The organism is Mucilaginibacter sp. cycad4 (genome assembly GCF_034263275.1).
Taxonomy (GTDB): domain Bacteria; phylum Bacteroidota; class Bacteroidia; order Sphingobacteriales; family Sphingobacteriaceae; genus Mucilaginibacter.
The window spans coordinates 4,046,238-4,064,103 of record NZ_CP139559.1 but is presented as its reverse complement, the minus strand read 5'-3'; the positions used below and the strand labels follow the sequence as shown (position 1 = coordinate 4,064,103).

General features: G+C 43.2%; 14 protein-coding genes. 6 read left to right on the top strand and 8 right to left on the bottom strand.

The window, feature by feature from the left end:
* Nucleotides 1-33: 33 nt before the first annotated feature.
* The 5 genes from SNE26_RS16265 to SNE26_RS16245 all read right to left on the bottom strand — a co-directional run bounded on the left by SNE26_RS16265 (nt 34) and on the right by SNE26_RS16245 (nt 7,457).
* Nucleotides 34-3,126: an efflux RND transporter permease subunit gene (locus tag SNE26_RS16265; protein WP_321554989.1), complete on the bottom strand. Its 3,093-nt coding sequence runs from the start codon at nt 3,124-3,126 to the stop codon at nt 34-36.
* Between the two features lie 143 nt (nt 3,127-3,269).
* Nucleotides 3,270-4,205 (bottom strand): efflux RND transporter periplasmic adaptor subunit, encoded by a 936-nt coding sequence (locus SNE26_RS16260; RefSeq protein WP_321554988.1) that lies wholly within the window; start codon nt 4,203-4,205, stop codon nt 3,270-3,272.
* Nucleotide 4,206: 1 nt separating this feature from the next.
* Entirely contained in the window at nt 4,207-5,454 is a 1,248-nt protein-coding gene (locus tag SNE26_RS16255) for a TolC family protein (RefSeq protein WP_321554987.1), read from the bottom strand.
* A gap of 78 nt (nt 5,455-5,532) precedes the next feature.
* Nucleotides 5,533-6,780, bottom strand: coding sequence for a HAMP domain-containing sensor histidine kinase (locus tag SNE26_RS16250; protein WP_321554986.1), 1,248 nt, complete (start codon nt 6,778-6,780; stop codon nt 5,533-5,535).
* Nucleotides 6,780-7,457, bottom strand: coding sequence for a response regulator transcription factor (locus SNE26_RS16245; protein ID WP_321554985.1), 678 nt, complete (start codon nt 7,455-7,457; stop codon nt 6,780-6,782). The genes SNE26_RS16250 and SNE26_RS16245 overlap by 1 nt, the downstream gene beginning before the upstream one ends.
* A gap of 157 nt (nt 7,458-7,614) precedes the next feature.
* Between SNE26_RS16245 and SNE26_RS16240 the strand changes: the two genes are divergently transcribed.
* Nucleotides 7,615-8,028, top strand: coding sequence for an EamA family transporter (locus tag SNE26_RS16240; RefSeq protein ID WP_321554984.1), 414 nt, complete (start codon nt 7,615-7,617; stop codon nt 8,026-8,028).
* Between the two features lie 147 nt (nt 8,029-8,175).
* Nucleotides 8,176-10,662 (top strand): TonB-dependent receptor domain-containing protein, encoded by a 2,487-nt coding sequence (locus SNE26_RS16235; protein WP_321554983.1) that lies wholly within the window; start codon nt 8,176-8,178, stop codon nt 10,660-10,662.
* A gap of 122 nt (nt 10,663-10,784) precedes the next feature.
* Here the strand turns inward: SNE26_RS16235 and SNE26_RS16230 are convergent, their stop codons facing one another.
* The gene (locus SNE26_RS16230) at nt 10,785-11,432 is read right to left on the bottom strand and encodes a DUF47 family protein (RefSeq protein WP_321554982.1); all 648 of its coding nucleotides are present in this window, start codon (nt 11,430-11,432) and stop codon (nt 10,785-10,787) included.
* Nucleotides 11,433-11,723: 291 nt separating this feature from the next.
* Here SNE26_RS16230 and SNE26_RS16225 point away from each other — a divergent pair, with 291 nt between their 5' ends.
* The 4 genes from SNE26_RS16225 (at nt 11,724) to SNE26_RS16210 (ending at nt 16,463) form a co-directional block, all read left to right on the top strand.
* Nucleotides 11,724-11,930, top strand: a complete 207-nt coding sequence (locus tag SNE26_RS16225) for a hypothetical protein (RefSeq protein ID WP_090528273.1) — start codon at nt 11,724-11,726, stop codon at nt 11,928-11,930.
* Nucleotides 11,931-12,046: 116 nt separating this feature from the next.
* Nucleotides 12,047-14,452 (top strand): TonB-dependent receptor, encoded by a 2,406-nt coding sequence (locus SNE26_RS16220; protein ID WP_321554981.1) that lies wholly within the window; start codon nt 12,047-12,049, stop codon nt 14,450-14,452.
* A 272-nt stretch (nt 14,453-14,724) separates the two neighbouring features.
* Nucleotides 14,725-15,243, top strand: coding sequence for a DUF2911 domain-containing protein (locus SNE26_RS16215; protein ID WP_321554980.1), 519 nt, complete (start codon nt 14,725-14,727; stop codon nt 15,241-15,243).
* A gap of 128 nt (nt 15,244-15,371) precedes the next feature.
* A complete protein-coding gene (locus tag SNE26_RS16210) occupies nt 15,372-16,463 on the top strand; it encodes a DUF3810 domain-containing protein (protein WP_321554979.1) in 1,092 nt (363 codons plus the stop codon).
* Nucleotides 16,464-16,561: 98 nt separating this feature from the next.
* Here the strand turns inward: SNE26_RS16210 and SNE26_RS16205 are convergent, their stop codons facing one another.
* Nucleotides 16,562-17,080, bottom strand: a complete 519-nt coding sequence (locus SNE26_RS16205) for an IS630 family transposase (RefSeq protein WP_321560036.1) — start codon at nt 17,078-17,080, stop codon at nt 16,562-16,564.
* 7 nt (nt 17,081-17,087) lie between these two features.
* Nucleotides 17,088-17,612 (bottom strand): helix-turn-helix domain-containing protein, encoded by a 525-nt coding sequence (locus SNE26_RS16200; protein WP_321554978.1) that lies wholly within the window; start codon nt 17,610-17,612, stop codon nt 17,088-17,090.
* Nucleotides 17,613-17,866 lie beyond the last annotated feature (254 nt).

Below are 17,866 nucleotides of genomic sequence, written 5' to 3'. Positions count from 1 at the left end.
GAAATTAAGTCCCGAATCTGTAAAAATGCTGTGTTAACCGTGGTGGCTTTCATTAATTTCATTTAAGTGGGTGCTGAACCCTTTGCGGTACAATATACGGAGCATTGCCGGTAAAACAATAAGTAACAATGGCAATGCCGCTAAAAAACCACCAATAACTGCAATAGCCAGTGGCTGATGTAATTGTGCGCCAGCACCTATGCCCAAAGCAAGCGGCATCAGCGCTATAATTGCACCTAAAGCGGTCATTAGCTTGGGTCTTAAACGGGTGCTGATGGCAAAAGTTATAGCAGCGTCAATGTTTTTATTTCCATTTTCGATAGCGCTTTCCTTAAACTGCAGGAAGGTGAAAATAGCGTTTTCGCCAATGATTCCTACAATCATGATGAGTCCTGTGTAGCTGCCCACATTGAGCGGTGTGCCGGTTATAAATAAGGCCAGGAAGCTGCCGGCGATACCTAAAATGCCAATCACCAAAATAAGCAGCGCTATCCTGAATTGCCTGAACAGGAACAAGATCACTCCAAAAACAAGCAAACAAGCTGTTACCAGGATGATAAGCAATTCTTTAAATGATTGCTGTTGCTGGGCATAAGCGCCACCATATTCTACATGGTAGCCGGTAGGCAGGTTTACGTTATCATGGATAGTTTTTTGAATGGCCGCTATTACGGTACCCAGATCGCTGCCTTCCAGCCTTGCACTCACTACGTTCATGCTTTGCAGGTTTTCGCGGTTGATCTCGGCATCGCCGGGCCTTAATTCAACCGAAGCAAGTTCGGTTATCGGAATAAGCTTGCCGTTTGGTAAAAAGATATGCAGGTTATGAATATCATTAACATTAAGTGAGCGGTTACCGGGGTAAACCATGCGAATAGGGGACAGCTGTTCTTTCTCCAGTAAGCTGCCTATCACGTTACCTTCCAATGCGGTTTGTACCTGCATTTGCAGATCGGCGGCGGTGATTCCATACTGTGCAATCTTACTGTAATGTGGCTGGATACTGACCGTAGGGCCTGCAATGATAATACCCGGCAGCACATCGGCAGTGCCTTTTACTTTTTCAACGAGCCCTGCTATTTGCCTCGACAGATTTTGCAAAGTTTGCTGCTTATCGCCAAAAACTTTAATCTCGATAGGCTCGGCCGACGTGGTCAAATCACCCAGCATATCAGATATTACCTGGCCAAATTCAACCTCCAGCGCCGGCTGGGTTTCTTCAACAATTTTGCGCAGATCGCTGATTACCTCTTCGGTGCTTTTAGTACGGTCTTTTTTAAGCTGGATGAGGTAATCGCCGCTGTTGGGCTCGGTAATAAAAAAGCCCATTTGAGTGCCCGTACGGCGCGAATACGCCGTTACATCGGGATGTTTTACAATCTGTTTCTCTATCTGTTTTAACATCCGGTCGGTTTCTTCCAGGGAAGTCCCGGGAGGGGATTTATAATCGAGCACAATGGCACCTTCGTCCATATCGGGCAGGAAGCCTGTTTCAAGCAAAGGTGGTACTATCACAATTACGGCTGCTAATGCGGCAATGATAATGAGGCTTACATAAGGGCGCAGGATGAAAAAACTCACCCATTTTTGTTGTTTAACCGTATGTACCTCTTCTTTTTTAGCCTTTGCCGCCGCGTTTAATTTAGGCTTAGGGGTTACAAGCAGGTAAATTACCGGCAAGCCTATCCAGGTTACAAAGAACGAGGACAAGAGGGTAATGATCATGGTATCGGTAAGTACCTTAAAATACGCTCCTGCAACCCCCGTCATCAGTACAAACGGAATAAAGATTACGATGGTGCTGATAGATGAACCAACCATGGCCGGGAAAAGGTAATCGATGGCTTTGCGGACCAGATGGCTGCTCAGCTCATCCGGGTGTTCTTCGTGTACACGGTGTATCTGCTCGACAACCACAATGGCATCGTCAATAATTAAACCGATAGAAGCTGCTATAGCACCCAGTGTCATGATATTGAAAGTGTAACCAAGCCAGTACAATATGAGCAATGTAAGCCCAAGTGTAACCGGGATAGTAATCAATATGGTGATGCTTGCCTTGAACGATCTTAAAAAGATCACCGCCACAATAATGGCCAGTAGTAAACCAATCCAAAGGCTGTCACTTACACTTTTTAAAGAATCGTTCACAAAATCAGCCTGAACATAATATGGCCTGATACTTACCCCTTTGGGAAGCAATTTTTTTAGTGCCTCAATCTTATCTGCCATGTCATTGCTCACCGATATCAGGTTGGCGTTAGGCTGTTTTATTACAGCTATCAGTACGCCATCACGCCCGTTGGCATTGATGCGGGTGTACTCGATCCCTTCGTTTACCTGAATGCTTGCAAAATCCTTGAGCCGTACTATCCTTTTACGGTTGTTACTGATCACCAGGTCTTCCAACTGATCTTTGGCGTTGATGGTAGCATCGGTAACAGTGAGGTACATGCGCTTATAATCAGACAGGTAGCCCTCTGATTTTACAAAATTGGTAGTGGCAAGCGTATTGCTGATAATATCAGGCGTAAGGCCCAACGAAGTCATTTTTTGCTGATCGAGCGTGAGCCAGTATTCTTTCAATTTACCGCCGATCACCCTGATCTCCGATACCCCGTCAACCTGCGAAAGGAACGGTTTTACAGTGTAAGTAGCTAATTGCCTTAATTCAATAGGGGACAGGTTATGGCTTTCCAGTGTATAACCGCTTACCGGCAAAATAGAAGGGTTCATTTTAGCTACGCTGATATTTACATCGGCGGGCAGGTCGTTCTTGATCTGGTCGATACTTGACTGGATGCGCTGCTGGCTGAGGTCGATATCGGCATTCCAGTTGAGCAGGGCCGAAATTTCACAGCTTCCCCTGCTGGTGGTGCTGCGTACCAGTTGCAGGTCGGGTACCTGCTTAATGGCATTTTCCAGCGGTTTGGTAACCGTTACCATCATTTTATTTACCGGCTGGAGGCCTTCGTCGGCAATGATCTTTATTTTTGGAAAGGTGATCTCGGGGAAAAGTGAGGTTTGCAGTTTTGAATAGGCAAACAGCCCGCCCATAATAAGCAGGGCCAGCACCAGGCCTAAAGGCTTGCGGTGGGTTATAAAATAGTTTTTGCGCTGGTTCATAAATAAGCCCCACCCAAACCCTCCCCGGAAGGGAGGGCTTAATTATCTCTCTGATTGGTGGGATTTATCAGAGAGGAATTGAATGTTCCACCCAAACCCTCCCTGGAAAGGAGGGCTTTAAAGTCTCCCCTTCCGGGGGAGATTTAGAGGGGGCTTGTTATTTTCACTTTAGCTGTATCTGCCAGCCCATAATTACCTGTGATCACTATTTTATCATTTGCCGAAAACTTTGGCGCTAAGATCTCCACCCTGTCACCGGTTTCAATGCCTTTGGTTATGGCGGTTTTTACGGCAGTAGTAGGATTGATAAGCTTCATTACCCAGAATTCGGTTTGGGTTTCATTACTCAGTATAGCTGATTTTGGCAGCGACACCGTATGGGGCCTTATCGCTTTAATGATCCGTGCTTTAGCAACTAAATTTTCGGGAATTGGATTAGCGCTGTTTACCCTAAGTACAATGCCCTGGGTTTGCGATAGTGAATCAACAGCGGGCATTGATGAGCTTACCCGTGCTGTAAGTTTTTCGCCTCCGGGCAGTACAAGTTGTACGTCCTGATTATTTTTCACATACGCACGCAGTTCATAAGGCAATTGCATCACAAATACAAAGCTTGAGCGGTCGCTGATCACGGCAAGTTGTTCGCCATCCTGTACATAATCGCCCTGCTGGTGGTTGAGTTGGGTAACGTAGCCATTGCCGGCCGCTTTTATTTTATTTACACCCGAAAATTTGAAAGTGGTATCCAGCACATTGATGCTGTTGCCAATACTCTGCGCTTCTTTGGTTTTTATGCTGAAGATGAACTCTCCTTTGTTTACATAATGCCCGGGCAGGATGTTTACCTTTTGGATATAACCGTTGGCATTGGCCTTAACAATATTTTTTTGCTGAAAAACGGATGTTGCGCTCAGGTCAATATAATCAACCATGGCGCTGTCGGCAACTGTGGTTACGGTTACAGGCGTTTGAGCGGCTGTTTCTGCATCGCCGGCATCATCCGCCGGTTGGGTGTTGCCTTTGCAGCTATACAGCAGTATTAGGAGGCCGACAGCCAGGTATATATGTTTAAATTTCATATTATTTGTTCCAGTAATTTAGCTGATTAATAAGTTGCAGCTTATTAATATTGGTTTGTGTTTTAAGGTTTTTTATAGCCAGGTAATTGTTAATGGCCAATACCAGGTCGGCCACGCGCACATCGCCGGTTTGCAGTAGTTGCGTATCAACCTTTACCAGGCTCTCGGTATATTTCATTTGTTCGTCTATCTGATTTAGCAGTTTTTCGGAGCCATCAATCTGCTGGTTTAGCTGGGCAATCTGCTGGCGGTATTGGGTGTCAAAAAAAGCTTTGTAGCTGCGGCGGGTATCTTCTTCTAACGAAAGCTTTCGGTACTGGATCTTACGCTGACCGCCATCATATAATGGCAGCGTAAAACTGAACCCGACACTGGCGCCGAAATTTTTATAGGCCGGACCGCTCAGGAAATCAGAATTATAGCCGCCATCGGCCAGCAGGTTGATCTTTGGTTTGTAACTGAAATCAATCAGTGCCAGGCTGTTCACCAGCTTAAGGCTATCGGTTTTATACTGGCTGAAAAAGATGCTGTTACTGATATCGGCACGGATGTTTTTTTGAATACCGGGATCCTGCAGTTCTATATAGCTGGTATCGGCAATGCCGGTTAGGTAGTTGAGTGTAGTATAATCGTTTTTATACTGCAATCTCGCCTGCGATAGCGTTAGTTCCTGTTGCTTAAGGGTAACCAAAAAAGTAAGGTAATCGCTTTGGCGATAAACATTGGTGCGGGTTAGTTTCTTCAGCAGTTCTTCTTCTCGGTTAAGGAGGGTGATCACCTCCTGGTTAAATTTTACCTGTTGCAGGCTGCCGTAGGCAGCTATATATTGCGCGGTGACTGCCTTTTTTAAGTCCTGCTCGGAGATTTTAGCGGTATTGAGTACCGACTGCGATTGAAGTTTCACGGCGTCGATCTGCGCAGCGATATTTTTTTTGCTATCCAGCGATTGATTGACACCCAATAGCGCGTTGAGGGTGTGCTCATTAGTAATAGCGGCAGCATAACCATAGCCACCGGCAACCGGAGCATAAAGCCCGCCGCTGTTGGCGCTTACCTGGGGTTTGTAACCAGCCCTGATCCGGAGGCTATCCAACCGGCCCGAAGCAACCTGGTTTTGCAGGTCCTTTAACAGCGGACTGTTGCTTTTAGCAAGCTCCAAATAATGTTCAAGATTGTAGGTTTGTGCCTGTGTAACAGCACTAAGCAGGCAAAATAAAAAGCCGAAAACCCATTTTATCCGGATGGTCAAAATAATGTGTATTGTGTTAAATAATAGCTAAGCTACAGGATAATTCTGGAAAAAATTGGTAGGGGCAGTGTAACAAATTTAAAAGTTAACGGTGAAAATATGATAAGGCTCTTCATAATTATAAACCAACTGATAATCCAAACTTTCGCAGATCTGTTTGGAGATGGTAAGCCCCAGTCCGCTGCCTTCGGATGTGGATGCTTTATGAAAGCGGGTAAAGATATTTTCGGGGTTAAGGGCTATCTGCTCGCCGGTGTTTTTGATGGTTAAATTTTCGGCTGTGAGGCTGATGATGATCTCGCCGCCAGTGCGGTTATGCCTAACTGCGTTGATGATGAGGTTATTTAATAATATCTCAATAAGGTAATTGCTGGCCTCAATTTCCTTTTCGCCAATTGTTGAAATAACTGTTATTTCTTTGTCGCTGAAAATATCCTCCAATTGATACAGCAGTTCCTCTATCAGTTCCTGCAAATCCAGGTGCTGTCGGTCGTTCAGTAGTTTGTTCTCAATCTTCACCAGTAGTAACAGCGACTGGTTAAGCCTGCTCAGGCGCGATACGGCGCTGTAAAGATCATTCAGCAATTTGCTTTGGTGTTCGCTGAAATTTTCTGTCTGGATCAGGGTGTCCAGTTTGGAGTTGATGACAGCAATAGGGGTAAGCAGCTCATGCGAGGCATTTTCGGTAAAGGTTTTAAGGTCTTTGTAGTCTTTTTTTACCCTTTCAGCCATGGCGGTAACTTCGGCCTGGAGCTCTTTAAATTCGTCGATAGTAGTATTGGGAGATGGCATTTCACGACTGTCGGTAACGTTAAAGAGTTTTAACTCGCTCAGGATACTATAAAAAGGCTGCCAAAGCCTGCCTAATATGAGGCGGTTAGTGATTACCAGCACCAGCAGCAGTAATAAGATAACGCCAATGGTAATGCCGAAGATGATCTGGATCAGGTCTTCAGTTTCTACTTTCGATTCAACTATCAGGATCTTATAGTACCTGCCGCCAACTGTTACCGAGCTGATTAACCCGCGACCGGATTCCGGTTCGTCTTTTTCGCGGTAATAAGTAGTGTTAAAAAATTCGCGTTTAACTGAGTTAGGGTCGGCCGAAATAAAGGTGATCTGCTGGTCTTTCGAGTCAAAAACCTGGGGCAGGTGGTGATTGAGCTTTACGTAATCAAAAACTTCCTGCTCCTCAACCTTAAGTGAATTGTCTTTTTGATTAGTGAGGATGAGGCTGATGGCCTGGTAATAAATGGCACCGGTTATCAGCATGATAACAATAGTAGCGATTAAATTTACCCGGTTATACCTTTCCGAAAGCTTCATTACTGATCGGCAAATTTGTAGCCCATGCCATAGGCGGCATAAATATAATCCTTACCGCCGGCTTCCATTATTTTTTTACGGATGTTTTTAATGTGCGAGTAAATGAAGTCAAAATTATTGGCCAGGTCGATGCCATCGCCCCATAAATGTTCGGCAATGGCATTTTTTGAAATTACCTTGCCTTTGTTGGATATGAAATAGATGAGCAGGGCGAACTCTTTACGGGTAAACTTTACGGGGATGCCGTTTACAGCTACCGTTTTAGCCATCAGGTCGATGCTGAGCTCGTTAAAGTTAAGCACGTTGCTGCCATTGAACATTTTACGCCTGATGATGGCCGATACCCTTGCTTTCAATTCCGAAAGGTGAAAGGGCTTTACCAGGTAATCATCAGCACCCAGGTCAAGGCCTTGCAGGCGGTCATCGAGCGAGTTTTTGGCTGATATAATGAGCACCCCGTCGGTATAGTTATTGGCTTTAAGCGTTTTTAATATATCAATACCATTGCCGCCGGGCAGGGTGATATCCAGCAGGATACAATCGTAACGGTAAAGTTCAACCTTGGCAAGGGCTGCTGCATAGCTGGCCGCGGTTTCGCAAATGTTGCCGGCTTCGGTAAAATATTCTTCAATACTTTCGCGCAGGCCTTCTTCGTCTTCGATGATGAGTATTTTCAAAACTTTTTTCAGGTAAAATTAGATAGTGAATTTGTACGGATTCTGGATTTTTTGGTTAGTGGGTAGAGCCATGCAAAACTGCTCACAGATTTTATACAGAATACCTAATCAAATTTGTACTTAGCTTGTTGCAAGTTAAATACAAAATCTGATCATTATGTGGTGGATCTACGCATTACTTTCGGCGCTGTTTGCTGCGCTAACGGCCATTTTTGCCAAAATAGGAATTAAAGGGGTTGATACCGATCTGGCCACTGCCATTCGTACGGTAATAATCCTGATCCTGGCCTGGGCCATCGCACTTTTTAAAGGGAGCCATGGTGGTATAGCCAGTCTCAGCAAAACCAACTGGGTTTTTCTCATCCTTTCGGGATGTGCAACCGGGCTTTCGTGGATCTGTTATTTCCGAGCCCTGCAATTGGGCAAGGTAAGCCAGGTTGCCCCGGTTGATAAATTGAGCGTTGCCTTAGCCATTGCGCTCTCTGTTTTGTTCCTGGGCGAACCGCTAACCCTGAAGAACGCCATTGGCGCGCTGCTTATTATCGGGGGCACAATTGTATTGATTTTCTAATCTTTTTGTAACATGCTCATATACAATGTAACAAGCATGCATACATTGTAAAATCATATTGTAACAAATACACTTCAAAACCATTTAATTCAGATTTAATCCAATCTTTCTTATAAAATTTGTGGTTCCAAACACCCGTATTATATAATGAAGTCCGTTTTTTTGATATTATTTTCTTTTATTTTTATAACCACCTTACACGCCCAAACTGCCCCAGGAGCCAAGGGGAAAATCACAGGTAAAGTTACCGATGCCACCACGAAACAACCGGTTGACTATGCCACCGTATCTGTATTTAAACAAGGTGCTGCTTCGCCCTTCAATGGCATCAGCACCGATCCCAAGGGAAATTTCAGCATAAATAACATCCCTGCCGGGGAGTATAAAATAACCGCCGAATTTTTAGGTTACCAAAAAGCAACTCTCGAACATGTAATAGTTAAAGATGGTGCAGTATCACTGGGCGAGATCAAACTGACGCCTGTTGCCAATGAGTTAAAAGGGGTAACTATAACCGCCAAAGTACCTACTGTTGAAAACCGGATTGATAAAATGGTTTACAACCCGCAGAACGATTTAAGTGCACAGGGCGGCGTAGCTATTGACGTATTGAAAAAAGTGCCGCAGATCACTGTTGATATTGATGGCAATGTGGAACTTCAGGGCAATGCCAATATCCGCTTTTTGATCAATGGCAAGCCATCGAGCATTTTTGGGGCCAGCCTTGCCGATGCTTTGGCCAGTATCCCGGCCAGCCAGATCAAAAGTATCGAGGTGATTACCAGCCCGGGCGCAAAGTATGACGCTGCCGGCACGGGAGGTATCGTAAACATTATATTGAAAGACAGTAAAGTAGAGGGCGTTAACGGCAGCGTTAACCTATCGGCAGGTACCCGCCGCGAAAACGGTTCATTTAACCTCAATGCCCGTAAAGGCAATTTTGGGGTGAATGCTTTTTTTAGCGGCAACGCACAGATCAACAGTAATGCACCTAATACCCGTAACCGCGTATCAACCGATTCGGCAGGTAACAGAACCACCCTTTTTCAGCAGGGCAGCAACAATTTTAAACGCAGCGGTTATGAATCGGGTATTAATTTTAATTGGGATATCACCCCTAAAGATCAGCTGACCGCCGGTGTGGGCTTTAACCATTTTGGTAACCATGGCAACGGCATTACCAACCAGGATCAGAGCGTTGTTGACGCGGCCGGCAACCCGATATCTGATATCAGGAGCATCCGTAACTCAAGCAGTAAATTCAGTGGCTACTCAACCGATGTAAGTTTGAATTACAAAAAAACTTTCGCCAAAGAAGGGCAGGAGCTTGATGTATTATATTCATCAAGTTTTGGCCGTAACTCGTTCAGCTCATTTCAGCGGCAGGATTATGATTCGGGTATAACCTCATCCGGCATCTCCAACAATAACCCGGGTAAGGACAGGGAAACCGATATTTCTGTCGACTATACCCAACCGGTAAGCAAAAACTTCACGCTTGAAACAGGTGGCAAGCTTGTATTTAATCACATCAATAATAATGTGGTAACAGATACCCTTTTTGGCGGTAATACCTTTGTACCTAACCCAAGCCAAACTTATGGCTTTACTTATGATCGTAAAGTGTATGCCTATTACCTGTCGGCATCAACATCGGTATTTAATAAATTTTTGGATGTGAAAGCCGGTTTAAGAGATGAATATACTACTACCAAAGCCGATTTTCAGGGTGTGAACATCCCATCTTATAATATCCTTGCGCCGTCACTGGTGTTTTCGCATAAGTTTGGCAATGGCGCCGAATCCGTTAAATTAAGCTACACCCGCCGCATCCAGCGCCCTGATTATGGCGATCTGAACCCCTTCCTCAACATCAGCGATCCGCATAACATCAGCACAGGTAACCCCAATCTGAAACCTGAAAAAGGCGACCTTTTTGAGTTAGGCTATAACAAATCATATGATAAAGGAGCCAATATTAACATAGCAGCTTTCTATCGCCGTAACACCGATGATATTCAGCAGTTCACTACCTTTTATTCTACGTTTGATGTAAACGGCACTACCTATACCGATGTGTCACTGAACCAGCGTTATAATATAGGTTCGGAAGAGCGGATCGGTATCAATATTTATGCTTCGGTACCGGTAACCAGCAAACTGAGCCTTCGTACCAATATGATTTTCAGCGACAGGCGCAGCACCAACCCGGGTTTTGCCAATGTAAGTGCTTTTGCATACCGTCTTAACCTCAATGCACAATATAACTTTGGGCATGATTTGAGCGCCGAGTTTTTTGGCAACTACAACTCATCGCAAAAGGGCATCCAGGGCACCAATCCCAAATTTGTGTTTTACAACTTTGCCATGCGCAAAATGTTCATGAACAAAAAAGCCAGCATCGGGCTTACTGCCACCAATCCGTTTGCCAAATATGTGAGTCAAAGTTCATCAACCTTTGGCAGCAACTTTTATCAAACCAACGTAAGGCTGGTGCCGGTACAATCGTTCGGCATAAGCCTGAGCTATAAATTTGGCAAGCTTGAGTTTAAAAAGGAGAGGGAGAAAGAAAGGAATAATGACCAGGATAATAATGGCGGCGACAATGGCCCGCAACCTGATAAGGGGAAGTAACCTCACCCAACCCTCTCCAAAGGAGAGGGCTTTATAATAAACGGTACTAAACTAAAAAAGCGATGATAATTCATCGCTTTTTTAGTTTTTTAGCCCTCTCCTTTGGAGGGGGTTGGGTGAGGTTATCCGTTCTTGATCAAAATACTTTCAATGATCAGGGTTGTATCTTCACAACTGTCGGTAGCGGTTTCCATGGCCGCAAAAACATCGGTGTATTTAATTAGTTCAATAGGATCTTTTTCATTATTGAGCAGGTCGGCAAACGCTTTATTGTGAACTGAATCGGCCTGGGCTTCCAGTTTTTTGATGTTACTGCAAAGCTCAAAAATTTCGGGCGATTTGCTCAGGTTATTCATTGCATTCACCGCTTTTTCAAGCTCGGTGCTGGTTTTAAGGATCAGGGCAGCCAAATCTATCATCGGCTGGGTAATAGCAGGTACGTTGTAAAGGTTTATCCTGCGGGCGGCCATGGTAATCCTGTCAGCAACATCATCAATGGCCGATGCCAGGTCGCACATATCCTTGCGGTTAAACGGTGAGATCAACATCCGGCCTGATTCGGAAAATACCCTGTGTGTTATCTCGTAACTTTTAAATTTCAGCTTATCAATATGGGCAAAATTAAACTTTTGCTCGTATGATGTCGGGGCGTTAACGGCTTCGTCAAGCAGCCGGGCCATTTCGGTAACATTGGCTACAGCAGAGTTGAACAAATCGTAAAAAACCTGGTTTGAGTTTGGAAATATCGATTTTGAGTTAGTGCTCTTCATTGATCTGTTTTATCAGTCGTGAATTTACAGTAGTTATATTAAGTGGATTTTAAAATATGTCACTATAAATTATTCAGCGGATAAAAGTAACCATTAATACAATGCCAAATGTTAAGTTAATGTTAAGAATGGTTAAGCCAATGTAATAAAACGAAATTGATGAGGTTGTAAGTGGCTGATTTGAAGTGAGAAGAAAGCTGTTTGTTGAATAAAGAAAATTGTGTAACATTTAAGTTTAATTAAAACAATCCGGGGCCTTACTATATTATAATTGTATTAGTTAATCCGATTATGAAAGCCGGGGAAAAGCATTATAAATGCGTAAACAGCAAAACAGGTTACGCCATTTATTACCATTCGCTGGGCAGGGAGCTCAGCAATGAAGAAGTGAAGGCCGAATTAGAAAAAATACGTGCGCGTGTAGCTATTCAAAACGGTATTTACCTTGAAACACTTTACTGGGAAGAAATGAAGCAGGATGCCGAGCTGACGCAATAACAGGCGCGGTTTTACAAGGTTGTGTATAACTAATTTAAAATGAGTGTTTTTGTAAATAAATACTTATATTTAATTGCCTTTATATAACCAGTTTTAACCTGTTATCATTCCTGCTTATGAAAAAGATATTTTTATCGCTGTTAGCGACGTTGTGTTGCTCTGCGCCTGTTTTTTCGCAAAATGATAAACCGGTTTCTCCTTCCATTTCTTTAGATGCTGTGGTATCGCGCCTGCAGGCTTTATCGGCCGATAAAGCTATTGAAAAAGTGTACCTGCATTTAGATAAACCCTATTACAATGCGGGCGATACCATTTACTTTAAAGCATACGTAACCCTCGGCGAACGACATGAGCCTTCAAAGTTAAGCGGTATGTTACATGTCGACCTGGTTAACCCGGCCGATTCTCTGCTGCAAACGATATCGCTGCAAGTGGTGAATGGTTTGGCCGCAGGCGATTTTAGTCTTCCCGGTATATTGCCGGGAGGTGCGTATCGTATCAGGGCTTATACCAAATGGATGCTCAATAACGGGCAGAATTTATTTGACCGCCAGGTAAACGTCAATGGGAAGGCATATACAGGCAATAAAGTTTTAGTGGTTAAAGCAAGTAAACCTAACATCACTTTTTTTCCGGAAGGCGGTAGTTTTGTAAACGGTATACTAACCAAGCTGGCCTTTAAAACTGCCGGCGCAAACGGGCTGGGGCTTGATGTTAAAGGTGTTGTGGTTGATAACGCCAATACCGAAGTAACCAGATTTGAATCGACCCACCTGGGCATGGGCCTTATATTTATTACTGCCGAAGCAGGTAAAACTTATAAAGCTAATTTAACCTATGCCGATGGTACCAAAGCGATAGTTGATTTACCGAAAGCCGATAACGAGGGGATTACGTTGATGGTTAACAATGATAACCCCGATAAACTCACCGTTGAAATAAATGCCAATAAAGCTTATTATCTTAAAAATAAGAACAAAGAGATAGGGCTAATTATTTATTCGGCTGGCGCTATCCGGTCGGTAAAAGCAGTGCTTGATAACCAGGTACTTGACTTAAACCTCAATAAAAAGGATTTTAAAACAGGGATAACCCGGGTAACGCTTTTTTCGGAGCAGGGCGAACCGCTTAATGAACGCCTGGTATTTATCCAAAATCCCGACCTGTTAACAATTACGCCTGCCGGTGATAAACCTTTATACCCGGTAAGGGGAAAGGTGCATATTGCTATCAATACTAAAAATAAAAATGGTGAGGCAGTAAAGAGCTATTTATCAGCAGCAGTTATTGATGCAGGTAAAGTCCCCATTGCCGGGGATGATGAAAATAGCATATTATCAAGCCTGTTGCTAACCTCAGATTTGAAAGGGACAATTGAGCAACCCAATTATTATTTTGCTGATGTTACCAATGATACCCGCTCCAACCTGGATGTATTGATGCTAACGCAGGGGTACCGTCAGTTTGAGTGGAAGCAATTGCTAAGTGACAGCAATACTGCTGCGGCGTATACTGCCGAAAATGGGTTCGATGTGTCGGGCCAGGTAAAAACAATTTCGGGGAAGCCGGTTGATGGCGGTACGGTAACGCTGATGCCGCAGGCGGGCGGGGCTTTATTAACACAAACTACCGACCATGATGGTAATTTTACTTTCAAAAACCTGGTTTATGATGATAAAACCCCGTTCATGATCCAGGCTAAAACGGCCGAAGGGAAAAGCAATACCAAAATATCCATTTATCCGGCAAAGGCATTAACAAATATTAAAACCGGAGATTTGATTAGCACGGTACAGAGGGTAAATGGTGCAGGCTATGATAAAACAGCGGAACAGCCGGTTTATATAGCTGATGCAAATAGCAGGGCACTCAATGCGGTTACAATTAATGAAAGAGGCATTAATGCCGGTAAACTTACTACAGAGGTTTTGGGGAAAAATAACCTGAGAGACCAAAGTACCTTGTCAAACGGGTTACAGGGGCGTTTAAATGGCGTTGTTTTGAGACAAGGCGTACCTTACCTGGCTGATAAGGTGAATCCCGCAATGCAGGGAGGGCCAATGCTGATCATAGTTGATGATACCGTATTGCCGGCCGGAACAAGTATTGATAATTACAATGCTGCTGATGTTGAAAGTGTAAATGTGTTAAAAAATAACGATGCTACTATATATGGTGTAAGGGGCGCAAATGGGGTATTGGTGCTCAAAATGCGGAAAACTCAGGCTCCGGTTGCTTCAAATAACGTGATTTCGCCGGGCTTGCTGTATTTTACGGCAAAAGGTTTTTACAAAGCCCGTACCTTTTATTCACCGGTTTATGAAGCATCAACAGTTACTGATAAGAAACCCGATGCCAGAACTGCTATCTACTGGAACCCCGATATTGTAACTGACAAAGATGGCAATGCCTCGTTTGATTTTTTTAATGCAGATAGCAAAGGTAATTACCGTTTGGTGATAGAAGGTATTGATGAAGCAGGCAATATAGGACGGAGCATATTAACTTATAAGGTACAATGATGCCGGCGCATAAAAAACCCTGCCATGGTAGGCAGGGTAAAAAAACCACAACAATTGTTTAACCTTTGGGCTATGAATCCCTCCGGTCGATTCCTAACTGCAATATGATCTTTCAATTATTAAACAATATAAAATCAAAATAGTTTAACCATCAGTTGTTTATTTTCAGTGTTTTATGTGTTAAAATCACCTCTTGAAGGTATTTAAACGAATAGTTGTTTTTAAACCAAATTTCAATCTATCTTTATATTAAATAAATTATGAGAAATCTTATGAAAAAATCATTTCAGCTTAAGGCGGCATTCCTGTTTGCCTTTGCCTTATTGGTATCAGCGGTAACTTTTGCCCAGGACAAACCAGCAAGCCCGCGCGATAGCGTTAGCGGTACAGCTGCCGGTTCAACTATTACTATTAACTATGGCAGCCCATCGGTTAAAGGCCGTAAAATTTGGGGCGGTCTTGAAGCTTATGGTAAAGTATGGCGTGCAGGTGCTAACGAAGCCACAACTTTTACGACAACAAAAGATATTAAAGTTGAGGGTAAACCACTGGCAGCGGGTACTTACGGCTTTTTCCTGGTCCCTGCCGAAAACGGTACCTGGACAGTTATTTTTAACAAAGTGGCCAAACAATGGGGTGCATTTAAATACGATGAGTCAAAAGATGCCCTGCGTGTAAACGTAAAAACCAAAGCCGCGCCAATGCACGAAAGATTAGTTTATACAGTTGATGCAAAAAGCTTTTGCATGTTCTGGGATAAGATCGTAGTGCCGGTGTCTGTAAGTAAATAATATTCAGTAACCTTATTTTTCACAATTTTGAGGCCCCACCAGGGGCCTTTTCTATTACCCTGGTTTTTAGCGCGCAAAAGCATTCTTTTTTTAACCTGAACCCTAAAGCGCTATATTTACCTTAGATAATGCGCTACCCAACCAACAAAAAACCTGTACTAAAAAGGATCATCGCAATAATATTATTAGCATTGGCTGTTTTTTTGCTGATGCTGTTTGCTGATCATCCGGCCGCTGTTGAGCGTTATTATGCCAATGGTTTTTACATTATCATTTGCCGGGTTTTTCACTCCGTTTTAAACGTATTTCCGTTTAGTGTTGGCGACATTGTATATATAGCCGTGGTAATTTATTTGATTTATACAGTGATCAGGTTAATTGTCCTGCTGTTTAAAAAACGGTTTCAAATGGCAGGAAGGCTTTTTTTAGGATTGGTTATAGGGATCCAGGCAGGCATTGTGGCTTTTTATCTTTTGTGGGGAATGAATTATTTCAGGCTGCCGGCTTCCGAGCGGCTTGGGCTCAGGGATACGGCTTTTACCACAGCCGATCTTAAAGCTGTAACCCGGATCCTGATTGACAGCGCCAACGTTACCCGTGCACGCCTCAGGCCTGCAGATTGGGCTCAAAGTAATACCCATATTTACAATACAGCACGTCATGCCATCGGCGTGCTCAGTAAAGATTCTGTTAATTTCAGGGCTTATAATCCCGATATAAAGCCATCCATATTAACGCCATTATTAAATTATATTGGCACGTCTGGCTATTATAACCCTTTCACCTCCGAAGCTCAGGTAAATTACCAGATGCCCATTTTTAACCGGCCTTTTGTGGTTTGTCATGAAATGTCGCACCAGATGGGATATGGTGCCGAAGATGAAGCTGATTTTGCCGGTTTTGTTATCGCCGTAAAATCACACGACAGGTTATTGCGTTATTCGGCCTATCACTTGGCTGTGCAGGAGTTCATGCATTCGCTCGGCGCGCGTGATACCCTTGCTCATAAAGAGCTCAAAGCGCTCATCAGCAAAGATGTACGCAGCGATTATATCACTGAGCGTAATTACTGGCTGGCTTACGAAAACAAGCTGGGGGCCATAAGCAGTATTTTTTACGATAATTTCCTGAAAGCCAACAACCAGCCCCAGGGCCTCGAAACCTACAACCGCATGGTGTTGTTAGCTATGGCGTGGTACCGAAACCAGTGGGTTCATTAGTAGTTCATAGTTAATGGTTCATAGATCATAGATCATAGCCGAATTTGAATCTCGTTAGTGATTACCACTAATTGCCATGAACCATTATATAAAGTACATTAAATATTTACAATTAATTTAGCTAATTTCTTTCCGATATCATTTTCAACTTTGAAATCCTGCATAAAGACATCAAAGCTATTGATCCTATCTTCCAGGTTCTGAACATACCGATTATGAGTAATCTTCTTTCTCATATACCACCAGACCCGCTCAATGGGATTCAGGTCGGGAGAATACGCTGGAAGGTATAGTAATTCTATCCTGTGCCTGTACCGCTCCAATATCGGTTTCAGTCTTTTGGCGTGATGGTAGGGCACATTGTCCAGAACCATTATCACCTTACGGTTCCGGTACATTTTCGCCACCAATAGCAGGAAACTAAAAAAGCTGACAGTATTGCCTTTGTCGGCTTTACCGGTGATTACAATCCCGGTTTCAGGTTCAATACAACCAAACAAAGTTTTCCTTTCTCTTTTTCGTTGCTTTTGATTTATTTTCGGCTGCTTACCTTTTTCTGCCCACATATACGAAACTGTAGCTGTGTTTGACAAACTTGCTTCATCCTCAAATACGATTACCGCATCAGCTTGCCGAAACTCCCGGAGTTTTTTTTAAAACATTTACCTTTTCTTCCCTGTCCTGTGCTTCGGGATACAGGCCTTTACCCTTTTGAAATGTCAAACCTAACTTCTTTAATATATTGTATATCTGCGCTTTTTTATATTCAACCTGATATTCCTTCCTGATCAGTTCAATCAATAACGGCCCTGTCCAGGTGGCGCTGTTAAATCCATAATCATCGGGCTGCTTATTTAACAATACAGCTTTTATCGATTGTAGCTCATCATTCGTAAGCCGGTTATTTCTTCCCGGTTTTACCTTATCTATTAATGCCTCTATCCCGCCTTCATTTAAACGGTTTACCCAATTGCAAATCGACTTAAAAGACGTTTCGTAAATCGATTCCAACTCCTGTGGCCGCTTACCTAAAGAAACCTGGTAACAGGCGTATAATCTTATCGCCTGTTGATACTTCTCGTCTTTCCTCAATAGGGATCGTAACTCTTCTGAAGTATAATGTTCTATTTTTAATGCTACTTTGCTCATGTAAGCAAGTTACATTTTTTTTCTTTAATTGTAAAAATATATTAGACTTTATATAACTATGAACCATGATCTCTTCATAAACAAAAAATGCGTTCCGTATCTCACCCCGGAACGCACACAATATCACGTCTCAAATGATATTGAATCAACTAAATCTCAGATATCATATTAAATGCGTACCCAAGTCCTTTATATTCGGATACCGGAGCGGAAACCGGTACAGAAATTCCACAAATTGTTAACTATACAGCTTT

Bases quoted from the DNA above. Each gene is read 5' to 3' on its own strand.
- SNE26_RS16265 (WP_321554989.1), bottom strand. From the start codon at position 3,126: ATGAACCAGCGCAAAAACTATTTTATAACCCACCGCAAGCCTTTAGGC.
- SNE26_RS16260 (WP_321554988.1), bottom strand. From the start codon at position 4,205: ATGAAATTTAAACATATATACCTGGCTGTCGGCCTCCTAATACTGCTG.
- SNE26_RS16250 (WP_321554986.1), bottom strand. From the start codon at position 6,780: ATGAAGCTTTCGGAAAGGTATAACCGGGTAAATTTAATCGCTACTATT.
- SNE26_RS16240 (WP_321554984.1), top strand. From the start codon at position 7,615: ATGTGGTGGATCTACGCATTACTTTCGGCGCTGTTTGCTGCGCTAACG.
- SNE26_RS16235 (WP_321554983.1), top strand. From the start codon at position 8,176: ATGAAGTCCGTTTTTTTGATATTATTTTCTTTTATTTTTATAACCACC.
- SNE26_RS16230 (WP_321554982.1), bottom strand. From the start codon at position 11,432: ATGAAGAGCACTAACTCAAAATCGATATTTCCAAACTCAAACCAGGTT.
- SNE26_RS16225 (WP_090528273.1), top strand. From the start codon at position 11,724: ATGAAAGCCGGGGAAAAGCATTATAAATGCGTAAACAGCAAAACAGGT.
- SNE26_RS16220 (WP_321554981.1), top strand. From the start codon at position 12,047: ATGAAAAAGATATTTTTATCGCTGTTAGCGACGTTGTGTTGCTCTGCG.
- SNE26_RS16215 (WP_321554980.1), top strand. From the start codon at position 14,725: ATGAAAAAATCATTTCAGCTTAAGGCGGCATTCCTGTTTGCCTTTGCC.
- SNE26_RS16210 (WP_321554979.1), top strand. From the start codon at position 15,372: ATGCGCTACCCAACCAACAAAAAACCTGTACTAAAAAGGATCATCGCA.
- SNE26_RS16200 (WP_321554978.1), bottom strand. From the start codon at position 17,612: ATGAGCAAAGTAGCATTAAAAATAGAACATTATACTTCAGAAGAGTTA.